Genomic DNA, 13,485 nt, shown 5'->3' with positions numbered 1-13,485 from the left:
CCGTGATAGCAAGTATAACCTTATCCGATTGTGTGTATCAAATTGACTTATCAAAGCCAATAGATATATCTATTCCTCTTGTTAATACAGAAAGCAATCCAATTGCGTGGTATTTAGATAAACCTGATATTTCTCCAGTTGAAATGGGAGATTGGATCGGAAAGGTGAGCGAGGGTAATTCGTCTACTAACTTTAATAATATTACTTTTAATCCTCACGCACACGGTACGCATACAGAATGTTTAGGACATATTACTAAAGCTTTTTACAGTGTAAACGACAGTTTAAAGGAGTTTTTCTTTTTGGGACAGTTGGTTACAATTGAGCCTGAATTACAAGCAAACGGCGACTTTGTAATTACGTTAGAGCAAGTAAAAAAAGTGTGGTTTGAACAAGGTCAGAAAGCAATTGTTTTTAGAACATTCCCCAATTTAAAAGAAAAAAAATCAGCGAAATATTCACATACGAATCCGCCTTACTTATCGTGGGAAGTATGTGTTTTTTTAAGAGCGAAAGGTGTTGAACATTTATTAATTGATTTGCCAAGTGTGGACAAGGAAAAGGATGAAGGAAAATTACTTGCACACAAAGCATTTTGGAATGTAACGAATGTAAGTCAATTAAATGATGATGCTCGTTTAAATGCAACTATTACAGAGATGATTTATGTAGCTAATGAGGTAGAAGATGGCTTTTACTTTTTGAACCTGCAAATAGCTTCTTTTGTCAATGATGCCTCACCAAGTAAGCCTGTTTTATACCAACTAATCAAGTAATTTATGGATATTGGAGTTATTTATGACTACTGTTTACACAAAAAAGGGGTAACAGAGGACTTTCCGTTTGATGAAGAAGTACTTACTTTTAAGGTAGGAGGTAAAATATTCTTATTGCTTAATCTTAAGAAGTGGGAGGAAGGAGAGCACAGTTTAAATCTTAAGTGTAATCCTGATCGTGCGGAAGAACTAAGAGGCGAATATGCTGAGATTACACCAGGTTACCATATGAGTAAGAAACATTGGAATACTATCGCAGTTAGAGGAGCGGTTAATTGGGTGTTTTTAAAAGAGTTGATAGACCATTCGTATGACTTGGTATTTCAGGGACTAACAAAGAAATTGAAAGAAGAGATTTTAAAGTAAATAAAAAAAGAGAAACTAATCATTAGTTTCTCTTTTTTTATGTGAGAAAAATGGAGTGATTTTTACTTTTTTTGACTCTTTTTTTAGTAAAATAGTGGTTAATAATTACGGTTTTTGTTTAAAAAAGCTTTTTTGTCGCTGTTTTTCCCTTTGAAAAAATGTAATTATTAGTGATGTGTAAACCTGTGGTAGGCCTTATGTTTATTGAGGTTATAGTGTTTTTTTTGTTGTAATTTTGATGTAGATATCATTTACTTTTATAAAGAGATTCTCTGACTTATGTGGGACAATCCTCCGAGAATACTGGGATATAGGGTGTTTTGTCGGAGGATTGTCGGAGAATCCTCAGATTAGTGTCTATGTATTCTGATTTTAAGCTATTGTTTGAAAATAAGAAAGTCTTTGTTTTATTAGGATAAGAGAGAGCTTTTATAAGTTTTACATATCTTTTTAATATGTTAATGTTTCTTGATGTTAGTAATGCTTTATTTTTTATTACTTAAACAGTTATAGCTAACAAAAAACGCCTTGAGAACTCTCAAAGCGTTTTAGTATAGATAGTTAAGGCTATTATCTATTAGTTTTCTTTGTCAATTTCTACTTGAAATTTAATTGGTAATGTGTATTGCGATCTAACTTTTCTACCCTTTAGCTCAGCAGGAGACCATTTAGGCATTGTTTTTAAAATTTGGATTACTTGTTGTCCAATTCCATGACCTGGATCTCTGACAACACTTGCATCATAAATAGAACCATCTGCTTCTACAACGAATTGTACGATAGTCGATATAGTTGAATGTGTCAGTCCGTCTGGAACAATAAATCGAGTTATGAAGTGATTCATAAATGCATTCATACCTCCAGGATATTCTGCGGTTTTTTCTACTGCTACATATATTTGATTGCTATACTCTTGTGCTATAGGAGGTGTTTCTTTTACTTCTTGTGCTTGTACTGTATTAATACCTGCTGTTAGAAAAAGTGTAGTCGCAATAATAGAAAAAGCATTTTTATATGGGTTGTTTTTCTTTGTAATCATAATAAAACGTTTTTTGGTTCGAATATCAAGTAATTACCCGTGTATTTGTTCACTGTTTCCGTAGCTTTGAATAAGTTCTCCTTCAAAGTCTAACCATTCTTTCCAACGTTTATCAACATCAACTTTTTCAGTATATTTTTTCGCAAACTTCAGGAAAGTAGTGTAATGATTTGCTTCAGATACCATTAAGTCGTAGTAAAACTTTGCTAACTCTTGGTCTTCGATGTTCTGAGATAATGTTCTAAAACGTTCACAACTTCTCGCTTCAATCATCGCAGCAAATAATAATCTGTCTATAAAAGCGTCATTGCGACTACCATCTTTTTTACAGAACTTACTTAGTTTGTTGACATAGTCATCTTTGCGTTCTCGACCTAAAGTATAACCACGTTTTTTAATGATATCGTGTACCATTTTGAAATGTTCCATTTCTTCAATAGCAATATCAGTCATAGCGGTTACTAAATCCTCATGTTCTGAATTATAAGCAATAATCGTAATTGCATTGCTTGCAGCTTTTTGTTCACACCAGCAGTGGTCTGTTAAAATTTCTTCTAAATTACCTTCTGCAATATTAGCCCAACGAGGGTCCGTTAATAATTTTAATCCAAGCATAATTCCTTTTCGTTTTATGCAAAAATAACAATAATTAGATAGATTAAAAATGAGTCTATTACATTTGTGAGAATGCTTATTTTTGTGGTATGGAAAAGGTATTTCAAAATAAACGAATCGTTGTTATTGGTCAGGTTTGGCCTGAATCTAAATCATCTGCTGCAGGAAAGCGAATGTTGCAATTATTAGCTTGTTTTAACCAGTGGGGTATGGATATTTACTTTAGTAGTGCTGCTAAGAAGAGTAACTATAGTGATGATCTGTCTGCGTTGGGAGTTACAGAGTTTGAGATATGGTTGAATGATGAACGTACAGATGAAGCTTTGAAATCTTTGAATCCTGATATTGTTATGTTCGACCGGTTTATGATTGAAGAGCAGTTCGGTTGGCGTGTTGCAGAGCAATTTCCTTCTGCAATGACTGTGTTGGATACAGAAGACCTACATTTCTTGCGCTATGCGAGACAAGAGTTGATTAAGAAAGCGGTTGGAAGTTTAGATGATTATCTTTATTCAGAGCGTACAAAAAGGGAGTTAGCGAGTATAATGCGTTGTGATTTGACTTTGTTGATTTCTAACTATGAAGAGGAGTTGTTAACACAAACATTTGGCATAAGCGATAAATTATTATTGACGTTACCTTTTTTAGAAGATGAGATTACAGCAGAAGAAAAGTCGAATTGGAAAACTTTTGACAACAGAGAGGGCTTTGTTTTTATTGGTAATTTTATTCATGAACCCAATTGGCAGACGGTACTTCGGTTGAAGAAAGAAGTATGGCCTTTGTTGCGCAAGCGATTACCTAAGGTAAATATGCATATTTATGGAGCCTATCCTTCTCCCAAAGTATTACAATTACACAATGAAAAGGAGCGTTTTCTTGTTCACGGTAGAGCAGAAGATGCTTTGGAGGTAATTAGTGATGCAAGAGTTATGTTGGCTCCGATTACATTTGGAGCGGGAATAAAAGGGAAGTTTGTAGATGCTATTCAAGTGGGAACACCTTCTATTACCACTTCTGTAGGAGTGGAATCAATGAAAGGAGAATTGCCTTGGTGTGGTTTTATCTGTGATGAGGTTGAGGAAATGGTTGAAAAAGCTGTTTTATTGTATTCAGATGAGTCGGTGTGGAAGGACAAGCAGAATTTAGGTGAATCAATCTTACTAACGAATTACGACAAGATACAGTACGGTGAGCTGTTTTTAAAGCGATTAGTAGATTGCTATACGAATCTTGAGATGCATAGACGTAGTAATTTTTTAGGACAAGTATTTAAGCACCATAGTGCACAAAGTTCTAAGTTTTTTGGTATGTGGATAGAGGCAAAGAATAAAAAATAAAAAAAGGCGAGTTAATTAACTAACTCGCCTTTTGTATTGTAGTGAACTACTATTTTACCATTTCAGTGTAATATTTGTAGAACAAAGGAATAGTTTCAATACCTTTTAAGTAGTTGAATACTCCGAAGTGCTCGTCTGGAGAGTGGATAGCATCTGTATCTAATCCGAATCCCATCATAATAGACTTAGAACCTAATTCTTCTTCAAACAAAGCTACAATTGGAATAGAACCTCCTGAACGCACTGGAATTGGTGTAACACCAAAAGTGTGTTCATAAGCTTTAGCAGCAGCTTTATATCCAACAGAGTCGATAGGAGTTACATATCCTTGTCCTCCGTGGTGAGGTTTAACCTCTACACGTACACCAGCAGGAGCAATGCTCTCGAAGTGTTTTTTGAACAATTCAGTGATTTCTTCCCATTCTTGGTTAGGTACTAAACGCATTGATATTTTTGCGAATGCTTTACTTGCGATAACAGTTTTAGCTCCTTCACCAGTATAACCTCCCCAAATACCGTTTACGTCTAAAGTAGGACGGATAGAGTTACGTTCGTTTGTAGTATATCCTGCTTCACCATAAACATCCTCGATGTCTAATTTCTTTTTGTAGTCATCTAAAGAGAAAGGACGTTTAGCCATTTCATCTCTTTCTTCGCGAGAAAGTTCTTCTACTTTGTCATAGAAACCAGGAACTGTGATATGGTTGTTTTCATCGTGTAATGAAGCAATCATCTTAGTTAATACGTTGATTGGGTTTGCAACCGCACCACCATATAAACCAGAGTGAAGATCTCTATTAGGACCAGTTACTTCTACTTCTACATAGCTTAAACCTCTTAAACCTGTAGTAATAGAAGGTTGCTCGTTAGAAATCATTCCAGTATCAGAGATTAAGATAACGTCGTTTTTAAGTTTCTCTTGATTTCTTTTCACAAACCAGCTTAAACTTACAGAACCAACTTCTTCTTCTCCTTCAATCATGAATTTCACGTTACAAGGTAAAGCATTGTTAGCGATCATATATTCAAACGCTTTTACGTGCATAAACATTTGACCTTTGTCATCACAAGCTCCACGAGCGAAGATAGCTCCTTCTGGGTGTATGTCTGTTTTTTTGATTACTGGTTCGAATGGAGGAGATGTCCATAATTCGATTGGATCTGCCGGTTGTACGTCGTAGTGACCGTAAACTAATACCGTTGGTAAGGCAGGATCAATGATTTTTTCTGCATAAACAATAGGGTAACCAGGTGTTTCACATAATTCAACAAGGTCACATCCTGCTTCTTCTAAACTTTTTTTTACGTGTTCTGCAGTATTAATTACATCCTGTGAGAAGGCACTGTCAGCACTGATAGAAGGTTTTTTTAATAGTTCAATTAGCTCATCTAAAAGACGTTGCTTGTTTTCTTGAACAAATTGTTTTGAATCTTTCATAGTATATAGGATACATTTACATTATTCCTTACAAACATAAGAATAAAAAAAAAATAAATTTTTTCTTGCACATTAAAAAATGCGTTGTATATTTGCAACGTCTTAAAGGAACAACAGTGACTAACACTGGTTCCAGCCAACAAGCGGGTATGGTGAAATTGGTAGACACGCCAGACTTAGGATCTGGTGCCGCAAGGTGTGAAGGTTCGAGTCCTTTTACCCGCACAACAAAAACCTCTTCATATTTTTGAAGAGGTTTTTTTATTTCTACTACTTTCCTAATCTTCCTTTTTCGTACTTTTTAATTTGGTATATTTAGGTGATCTTTTGCAAGACAAGTGACTTTTGGTTTGGTTATTGTCTTAAGATAGACTGTTAATCCAATTTTTGAGTTAATAATGAATTTAAGAACAATACTTTCTACACTTTTAGAATACGAATTATACGCAAGTAAATCGCTTACAATAACAATTGGAACAATCTTGTTTATTGTATTCACTTTAATGATTACTAAGTATGGATTACGCTTTTTGAAGAAGACGTTTATCAATATGGCTACACCAGATGTAGCTGCACGCTTAAGTAGTGTGTTTAACTTTGTAAATTACTTTATTTACGTCATTATGTTTTTCTTTATCTTAAATGCGATAGGGATCAATATTAGTATGTTTTTGACTACTTCTGCTGCTTTATTTGTTGGTTTAGGTTTAGCGCTTCAATCGATTTTTAGAGACTTAATAGCTGGTATTTATATTTTGTTAGATAAAACGCTAAACGTTGGTGATGTGATTGAAACAGGAGGACACGTTGCAAGAGTTAAGACAATCAGCTTGCGTTGTACCGTTGTAGAGACACGTAATAGAAAGGATTTAGTTATACCAAATAGAAAGTTAATAGATGATGTAGTTTATAACTGGACACACGAAGATCCGGTTATCCGTGCACGAATTGATGTTGGGGCATATATTGGTACTGATGTAGAATTGGTAAAGGCAGTTTTGTTAACTACTGTTGAAAACAATGTTGATGTGTTGAAACATCCACAACCAATTGTTTTTATTGATGAGTTTGGCGAGTCGTCAGTTCGTTTTATTTTATACTACTTTATAGATAATGCTTTTGATAACGATCGTATAGCAAGTGAAATTCGCTTTGAAATAGACAAGAAGTTTAAACTAAATAATATTCAGTTACCAGTACCTGTTTTACGCTTGGATAATACAGTAAGTAGTTTGTAATTTACTTATATTAAATATCTTTGCCGAACTTTTGAAAGTGCTATGGAACGAACATCAACTAAAAAAAATACATCTAACCCTCGTGAAACCTTAAAACGGTTAAATAAACAACCGAGAAAGGCAACAACATCGAGTAAAAAGAAGAAAGCAAAGAGTTCTTCTTCAAATTGGGCAGGGATTAAATGGATAATCATAATCAATGTTTTATTGGGTGGTGGGATATGGTTAGGTATTCACTTTCAAGATGGATTTAAGTACTTTTTTAGTCAAGATAGAAAGAATGCTCCTGAGAAGTCATTATTTGATTTTAGAACGGCTGAGGTGTTAGCACGACACGATAGTAAAATGATTGGATTTGACGTGTCACATTATCAAGGAGTCATTGATTGGGGGAGAGTAGATTCTGTTGCAAGTAAGTCTGCTTTGGAGTTTGTATTTGTACGTGCAACTATGGGCGTTGATGGCGTTGATAGGGCTTATAAGTTAAACTGGAAAGGGGCAGGAGCAAATCATTTTATCAGAGGCGCATATCACTACTATCGACCAGATGAGAATTCAGTTGAGCAAGCGAATAATTTTATAAAAACAGTAAAATTAGCACCTGGAGATTTACCTCCAGTTTTAGATATTGAAGATTTGCCTAAAAAGCAATCAGTAGAAAGTCTTCGTTTAGGATTAAAACGATGGATTGAATTGGTGGAAGAGCACTACAAGGTTAAGCCAATTTTATATTCAGGAGAACATTATTATACGAATCATTTGAAGCAATGGTTTCCGGATCATATATTGTGGATTGCAAACTATAATTTCTTTGTAGAAGAAATAAAGCCTGAATGGCACTTTTGGCAGTTTACAGAAAAAGGAATTGTTAATGGTATTGAGGGAAAAGTAGATTTGAATATCTATAACGGTAATAAAACAGAAATGCGAAAACTACTATTAAAGTAGTCTTCGCATTTTTTTTATGGAATTAAGTTTGAATACTTATTTTTTAACGTCTAAGGCGTCTCGTAAGGCGTTACCGATTAGCATAAAGCTTATCACAAGGATAAACATAGCAAAGCCTGGTAAAAGGGCTAAATAAGGTTTTCCAAGTAAGATGTAATTATAATTCTCTTTAATCATTGCTCCCCAGCTTGGTGTCGGTACTTGTGTTCCCAATCCTAAAAAGCTTAAACCACTTTCCACTAAGATGGCAGAAGCAAAGTTAGCTGCTGAAATTACAATAACAGGTGCCATACAGTTTGGCAAGATGTGTTTAGTAATGATTCTGTAATTATTGTAACCTAATGCTCTGGCAGCTGTTACATATTGTTGTTCTTTAACACTGATAACTTGTCCTCTCACTACACGAGCTACTTCAACCCACATAGTTAGCCCTACGGCTATAAATACTTGCCAAAAACCCTTTCCTAAAGCCAAGGTAATTGCAATTACTAATAACAAAGTAGGGATAGACCAAAATACATTGATTAACCACAGGATTAGAGCATCTATTTTTCCACCGTAATATCCCGCGATTGCTCCTAAAGTAATTCCGATGACTAAAGAGATTAGAACAGCTACAAAACCGATTGACAGAGATACCCTTGCTCCGATTACTAATCTGCTGAGGTAATCTCTACCTTGGTTATCTGTTCCGAGCCAGTATGTTTTTGTTTGTACAATATCTTTCTCATTAGCACTTTTAAAAAGAGATAGTGGAAGCGCTTTGAATTCTTCTAATTCTGGTTGATTGCTATAAGGTTTATAAAAGATAGAGTCTTGTTGTATATGAAACTCGTTAATTGCGATATGCTGTGTTGCCTGTTCACGTCCAAACCACAATTCACTAAACTTAATCCCTTCGTTTGTAGGAATAACGATAGTTTGTACTTTAAACCCTGGGGATTCAGAACGAAGAGCTAAGTCTCCAGCATTAGCATTTTTTGAATTATCAGGTATAATGAAATAAGCGAAAGCCGCTATAAGAGCAATTACTATAATTATCCAAAAACAGAAAACGCCCCAAAAATCTTTTTTAAATCTTTGGAGCGCAATCTGTGTATATGATTTACTTTTTTGATACATCTTAGTGTTTAGATGATATTCTGTTTTTACTGTCAATTTGTTTATTTGCCGACTTGTTGCCTAAATCTTTAAGGATGTTTACACCTTCTTCGATATACACATCAGAGTTAAGCATTTCGTGCCATCTTTCACGTTTGTTTTCTAAGATAGTATCTTTCTTAATTCTTTCTAATTCACTTGGAAGAGAGCTGAATTTTAAAGTGTTTTTATATTTAGAAATTGCTTTAAATTTCTTAGCCTTTTCCTCCGTTTCTTTTTGTTTGACTTTGTATTTGTCAATATTTAGAGAGAACGTCTTTTCATCTTTTCTTTCGTTAATCCACTTCGCGTTTTCATCAATCAAATTGAATTGCTCATTGTTTACAATACGCTTTTTACTCAATTCAATTACGTTAGAGAAATCGTAAGGATAAGCAACATAAGAAGCTCTGTCAATTTTGTCCCAAGGCATTGCATTGTCCATATCTCTTTCTCCCATATCAATATAAGAATAGCGATCTGGTAAAACGATATCACTTAAAACACCTTCTCTTTGTGTAGATCCACCATTGATACGATAGAACTTTTGAAGTGTAATTTTAAGCGCACCTAAATCTCCAAAAGGCTGTTTTCTCAATAACTCGTTTAAGTCAACAAGGTTTTGAACAGTACCTTTACCATACGTATGTTTACTACCAATAATTACCCCTCTTTTGTAATCTTGAATTGCCGCAGCAAAGATTTCAGAAGCAGAAGCAGAGAAGTTATTAACAAGTACAACAAGTGGACCTTCCCAAACGATAGGAGTACCTTTGTCATCTAATACTTGTTGTTTTCCTCTTGACGATTTTACTTGAACAACAGGTCCTTCTTTAGAGAATAGACCAACCATTTCAACAACAGTTTGCAATGAACCACCACCGTTGTTACGCAAGTCCATTATAATACCGTCAATATTTTGTTTTTTAAGTTCTATAATTTCTTTTTCAACATCTGTAAAAGCATTTCTCTTGTCTTTGTTTTCAAAGTCAATGTAGAACTTAGGTAAATGAATTAATCCGTATTTTTTATCTCCGTTTTGGATAACACTTGATTTAGCATACGTTTCTTCCATCTCAATCACTTCACGTGTAAGAGGAGTAACTTTTATCGTACCATCAATCTTTTTAAGTGTTAAGTAAACAGTAGTTCCTTTTTTACCTTTGATAAGTTTAACTACGTTATCTAAACGCATTCCAACGATATCAACCGGATCTTCATCTTTTGTTTGTCCAACTTTAAGAATGATATCTCCAACTTCGATTTCTTTACCTCTCCAAGCAGGACCACCAGGTACTAATTCATTGATTTCAACCCCTTCAGATTTCTTTCTTAAAACAGCACCGATTCCTTCAAAACTACCACTCATACTTGCATCAAACTTTTCTTTGTCTTCAGGAGCAAAGTAGAATGTATGTGGGTCAAAGCGTTCAACAATAGAGTTGATGTAAATAGAGAACCAATCTTTACGTTCTAAATCCGTTAATAATTCGAAATATTCATCTAAAGATTTACCAGCACTTTCACGAGCTTCTTTCTCTAATTGTTCAAAAGTTTTCTTTTCAACAGGTTTTTTGTCGTTAGCTTTTTTCTTTTTAGTCGAATTTTCAATTGGATCACCAAACTCGTCTAACTCTCCCTCATCTTCAGTAACTTCTTTGCCCTCTTGGATTTTTTGGTTATCTGTAATTGTTGAAAGTACATTAAGTTTTAATTGTTTTCTCCAACGGTCTCTCAATTCGTCCTCATCTTTAGCATATCCTAATTTGTCATAATCAGCATCGAAAATTTCATCTGAATTAAACTCAAAAGGAGTGCTAAGTACATCTGTATAGATTCCTTTAGCTTCTTCCATACGTTTAGTAATACGCTCATAAGTCAAATCAAAGAAAGATAATTCCTTTAACTCGATCATATCGTCGATTAAGTACTCGTATTTAGAAAACTCATCAATATCAGATTGTAAGAAGTATCTTTTCATCGGGTCTAATGCCTTTAGATATTCTTTATAAACTGTAGCTGAGAATTTATCATCAATTTTAGCTGGGTCATAGTGAGTACGTTCCAACAAATAAGTAACCAACTCAAGAAGTAATTGGTCTTTTTCAGGAGTCTCTTTTTCCTTCTTAGGGATAAAGCTCCATAGCAGAGCAGATACTCCGATTAGAAGAAGTATAACCTTATAATTTCTTTTCATAAATAACTTAAAAGTATTCATTAATTAGTTTTCATCTAAAGTAGTTAAAAAAGTGAAGATTTAGATGGTGCCTTCGATAATAATTTGTTAAAACCCTTTTATATAGGGGGTAATGTGTCTTTTTTAGGGTGAAATTGATATTCGAGTATTAATAGAGTTCCCCGAATATTTGTTACTTTAGCGAATGTAAATAAAAAAACGAAATGATGCAAAAACCCTTAATATTAGTTACAAACGATGATGGAATAACTGCTCCAGGTATGAGAGCTTTAATCGCTGTAATGAAAGAAATTGGAGATGTTGTTGTAGTAGCACCAGACAGTGCACAATCAGGAATGGGACACGCTGTAACAATTAATAATACATTGACTTTAGAAAAGGTTACAATAGATAGCGAAATTGAAATGGAATATGCTTGTTCAGGAACACCGGTTGATTGTGTAAAAATAGCGTTAGGCCAAATCTTAGACCGCAAACCAGACTTATGTGTTTCTGGTGTAAATCACGGATCTAATTCATCTATTAATGTTATTTATTCAGGTACGATGAGTGCTGCATTAGAAGCAGGGATGAGTGGAATTCCATCAATTGGTTTTTCATTATTAGACTTTAGTTGGAATGCAGATTTTGAACAAATAAAACCGTTTATAAAGAAAATTACTTTAGAAGCATTAAAGAATGGTATTCCTACTGACGTGGTGTTGAATGTTAACTTCCCAAAATTGGCGACAAAAGACATCAAGGGAATTAGAGTGTGTAGACAGGCAAAAGCTACTTGGATTGAGAATTTTGATAAACGAGTAAGTCCACACGGTAAAGAGTACTATTGGTTAAAAGGAGAGTTTGTTAATCAAGATAAAGGAGAAGATACAGATGAGTGGGCATTACACAATGGATATGTGTCATTAGTACCAGTTCACTTTGATATGACAGCACATCAAGTTATAAAAAGAATTAATAGTTGGGATCTGTAATGGGTGAGAGGTTAAAACATATATTACTCGGTTTCTTATGTGGGGCTATTGTTACTGTAATAGGTACAGAGCTTTATTTAAGGCTGTTTACAAATTATGATTTATTTGTAGACTTTGACTTTATTCGACGAGCGGGAATGTTTGGCAGGGTTACTGCTATAGGTAGTTTACTAAATCTGTTATTGTTCACATTTTTTATTAATCGCAAGTTAGATTTTTTAGCGAGAGGTTGTATTTTAGCCGTAATTATTTTAACAGTGGTAACATATTTGTTGTAGATGAAGTATTATATCATAGCAGGAGAAGCATCAGGAGATTTGCACGGATCTAATTTAATGAAGTCGATTTATAAAAAAGATCCAGAGGCAGATATACGTTTTTGGGGAGGTGAATTGATGCAAAACGTAGGAGGGAAGTTGGTGAAACATTATAAAGACTTAGCTTTTATGGGCTTTGTTGAGGTTTTACAAAACCTTCGTACAATTCTTCGAAATATATCTTTTTGTAAAAATGACATTGAAGCCTTTAATCCAGATATGTTGATTTTTATTGACTACCCTGGATTTAATATGCGTATAGCTGAATGGGCAAAGAAAAAAGGTATATCAACACACTATTATATTTCTCCACAGATTTGGGCATGGAAAGAGAATCGTATTAAAGCGATTAAACGCGATGTTGATTTTATGTATGTAATTCTTCCATTTGAGAAGGACTTTTATGAGAAGAAACATCAGTTTCCTGTAACGTTTGTTGGCCATCCTTTAATTGATGCAATTGAAGCATATAGAGCAGAAGAGCACGTTGACTTTCGCGCTAAGCACAATTTAGATGACCGACCTGTTATAGCACTATTGCCAGGAAGTAGAAAACAAGAAATTAGTAGATTGCTAAATGAGATGTTGTCTGTAATACATCACTATCCACAGTATCAATTTGTGATAGCTGGTGCACCAGGACAAGAAGCGTCTTTTTATGAGCAGTTTATACAAGATAAAAATATATCGTTTGTATTCAACGAAACTTATGCGTTGTTGAATATAGCACACGCAGCATTAGTTACGTCAGGTACAGCAACGTTGGAAACAGCCTTGTTTAGAGTTCCTCAAGTTGTATTGTACAAAGGGAACCAGATTTCTTATGAAATTGCGAAGCGAATTATCAAGTTAAAATACATTTCATTAGTTAATTTAATTATGGATGATGATGTAGTTGTAGAGCTAATTCAGAGCGATTGTAATGCAAAAAGAATCGAGTCAGAATTCAGTAAAATAATAAATGGTAAAAAACGCGAAGAAATTTTATTGAAATATGACAAATTAATTTGTACTTTAGGGGGCGGAGGAGCGAGTGATTATGCAGCAGAAGAAATGATTAAGAATTTTATGAGAAAAAGCAGCTAAAATATTTTGAG

12 protein-coding genes and 1 tRNA gene are annotated in these 13,485 nt (G+C 34.3%); 8 read left to right on the top strand and 5 right to left on the bottom strand.

What is annotated here, in order from left to right:
- The first annotated feature begins 2 nt into the window (after positions 1-2).
- A complete protein-coding gene (locus GQS07_RS03005) occupies positions 3-776 on the top strand; it encodes a cyclase family protein (RefSeq protein WP_158209550.1) in 774 nt (257 codons plus the stop codon).
- A 3-nt stretch (positions 777-779) separates the two neighbouring features.
- Entirely contained in the window at positions 780-1,142 is a 363-nt protein-coding gene (locus GQS07_RS03000; protein WP_158209549.1) for an MmcQ/YjbR family DNA-binding protein, read from the top strand.
- Between the two features lie 577 nt (positions 1,143-1,719).
- Here GQS07_RS03000 and GQS07_RS02995 read toward each other — a convergent pair.
- Positions 1,720-2,181: an energy transducer TonB gene (locus tag GQS07_RS02995; protein WP_158209548.1), complete on the bottom strand. Its 462-nt coding sequence runs from the start codon at positions 2,179-2,181 to the stop codon at positions 1,720-1,722.
- Between the two features lie 33 nt (positions 2,182-2,214).
- Positions 2,215-2,796, bottom strand: coding sequence for a tRNA-(ms[2]io[6]A)-hydroxylase (locus GQS07_RS02990; RefSeq protein WP_158209547.1), 582 nt, complete (start codon positions 2,794-2,796; stop codon positions 2,215-2,217).
- A gap of 89 nt (positions 2,797-2,885) precedes the next feature.
- Between GQS07_RS02990 and GQS07_RS02985 the strand changes: the two genes are divergently transcribed.
- Complete coding sequence (locus GQS07_RS02985; RefSeq protein WP_158209546.1) at positions 2,886-4,136, top strand: glycosyltransferase; 1,251 nt, start codon at positions 2,886-2,888, stop codon at positions 4,134-4,136.
- A 49-nt stretch (positions 4,137-4,185) separates the two neighbouring features.
- Here the strand turns inward: GQS07_RS02985 and GQS07_RS02980 are convergent, their stop codons facing one another.
- The gene (locus GQS07_RS02980; protein WP_158209545.1) at positions 4,186-5,574 is read right to left on the bottom strand and encodes a dipeptidase; all 1,389 of its coding nucleotides are present in this window, start codon (positions 5,572-5,574) and stop codon (positions 4,186-4,188) included.
- 143 nt (positions 5,575-5,717) lie between these two features.
- Between GQS07_RS02980 and GQS07_RS02975 the strand changes: the two genes are divergently transcribed.
- The 3 genes from GQS07_RS02975 (at position 5,718) to GQS07_RS02965 (ending at position 7,760) form a co-directional block, all read left to right on the top strand.
- Positions 5,718-5,799: transfer RNA gene (locus tag GQS07_RS02975), tRNA-Leu, on the top strand.
- A gap of 173 nt (positions 5,800-5,972) precedes the next feature.
- Positions 5,973-6,812 carry a mechanosensitive ion channel family protein gene (locus GQS07_RS02970; RefSeq protein WP_158209544.1) on the top strand — a complete coding sequence of 280 codons (840 nt, stop codon included), beginning with the start codon at positions 5,973-5,975 and terminating at the stop codon, positions 6,810-6,812.
- A gap of 42 nt (positions 6,813-6,854) precedes the next feature.
- Positions 6,855-7,760, top strand: a complete 906-nt coding sequence (locus tag GQS07_RS02965; RefSeq protein WP_158209543.1) for a glycoside hydrolase family 25 protein — start codon at positions 6,855-6,857, stop codon at positions 7,758-7,760.
- 36 nt (positions 7,761-7,796) lie between these two features.
- Here GQS07_RS02965 and GQS07_RS02960 read toward each other — a convergent pair whose 3' ends face one another.
- The gene (locus GQS07_RS02960; protein ID WP_158209542.1) at positions 7,797-8,882 is read right to left on the bottom strand and encodes an ABC transporter permease; all 1,086 of its coding nucleotides are present in this window, start codon (positions 8,880-8,882) and stop codon (positions 7,797-7,799) included.
- A gap of 1 nt (position 8,883) precedes the next feature.
- On the bottom strand, positions 8,884-11,118 hold the full coding sequence (locus GQS07_RS02955) for a carboxy terminal-processing peptidase (RefSeq protein WP_158209541.1): 2,235 nt from the start codon (positions 11,116-11,118) through the stop codon (positions 8,884-8,886).
- A gap of 185 nt (positions 11,119-11,303) precedes the next feature.
- Here GQS07_RS02955 and surE point away from each other — a divergent pair, with 185 nt between their 5' ends.
- Together surE and lpxB are read left to right on the top strand one after the other, a co-directional pair.
- Positions 11,304-12,071, top strand: coding sequence for a 5'/3'-nucleotidase SurE (gene surE / locus GQS07_RS02950; RefSeq protein WP_158211317.1), 768 nt, complete (start codon positions 11,304-11,306; stop codon positions 12,069-12,071).
- Between the two features lie 278 nt (positions 12,072-12,349).
- Complete coding sequence (gene lpxB, locus GQS07_RS02940) at positions 12,350-13,474, top strand: lipid-A-disaccharide synthase (RefSeq protein ID WP_158209540.1); 1,125 nt, start codon at positions 12,350-12,352, stop codon at positions 13,472-13,474.
- Positions 13,475-13,485 lie beyond the last annotated feature (11 nt).

The sequence above is a fragment of the Myroides phaeus genome (assembly GCF_009799805.1).
Taxonomy (GTDB): Bacteria; Bacteroidota; Bacteroidia; order Flavobacteriales; family Flavobacteriaceae; genus Flavobacterium; species Flavobacterium phaeum_A.
Note: the sequence above shows the minus strand (reverse complement) of the source record. Positions and strands in the feature narration are given on the sequence as shown.

Bases quoted from the DNA above. Each gene is read 5' to 3' on its own strand.
- GQS07_RS03000 (WP_158209549.1), top strand. From the start codon at position 780: ATGGATATTGGAGTTATTTATGACTACTGTTTACACAAAAAAGGGGTA.
- GQS07_RS02995 (WP_158209548.1), bottom strand. From the start codon at position 2,181: ATGATTACAAAGAAAAACAACCCATATAAAAATGCTTTTTCTATTATT.
- GQS07_RS02990 (WP_158209547.1), bottom strand. From the start codon at position 2,796: ATGCTTGGATTAAAATTATTAACGGACCCTCGTTGGGCTAATATTGCA.
- GQS07_RS02985 (WP_158209546.1), top strand. From the start codon at position 2,886: ATGGAAAAGGTATTTCAAAATAAACGAATCGTTGTTATTGGTCAGGTT.
- GQS07_RS02980 (WP_158209545.1), bottom strand. From the start codon at position 5,574: ATGAAAGATTCAAAACAATTTGTTCAAGAAAACAAGCAACGTCTTTTA.
- GQS07_RS02970 (WP_158209544.1), top strand. From the start codon at position 5,973: ATGAATTTAAGAACAATACTTTCTACACTTTTAGAATACGAATTATAC.
- GQS07_RS02965 (WP_158209543.1), top strand. From the start codon at position 6,855: ATGGAACGAACATCAACTAAAAAAAATACATCTAACCCTCGTGAAACC.
- GQS07_RS02960 (WP_158209542.1), bottom strand. From the start codon at position 8,882: ATGTATCAAAAAAGTAAATCATATACACAGATTGCGCTCCAAAGATTT.
- GQS07_RS02955 (WP_158209541.1), bottom strand. From the start codon at position 11,118: ATGAATACTTTTAAGTTATTTATGAAAAGAAATTATAAGGTTATACTT.
- surE (WP_158211317.1), top strand. From the start codon at position 11,304: ATGCAAAAACCCTTAATATTAGTTACAAACGATGATGGAATAACTGCT.
- lpxB (WP_158209540.1), top strand. From the start codon at position 12,350: ATGAAGTATTATATCATAGCAGGAGAAGCATCAGGAGATTTGCACGGA.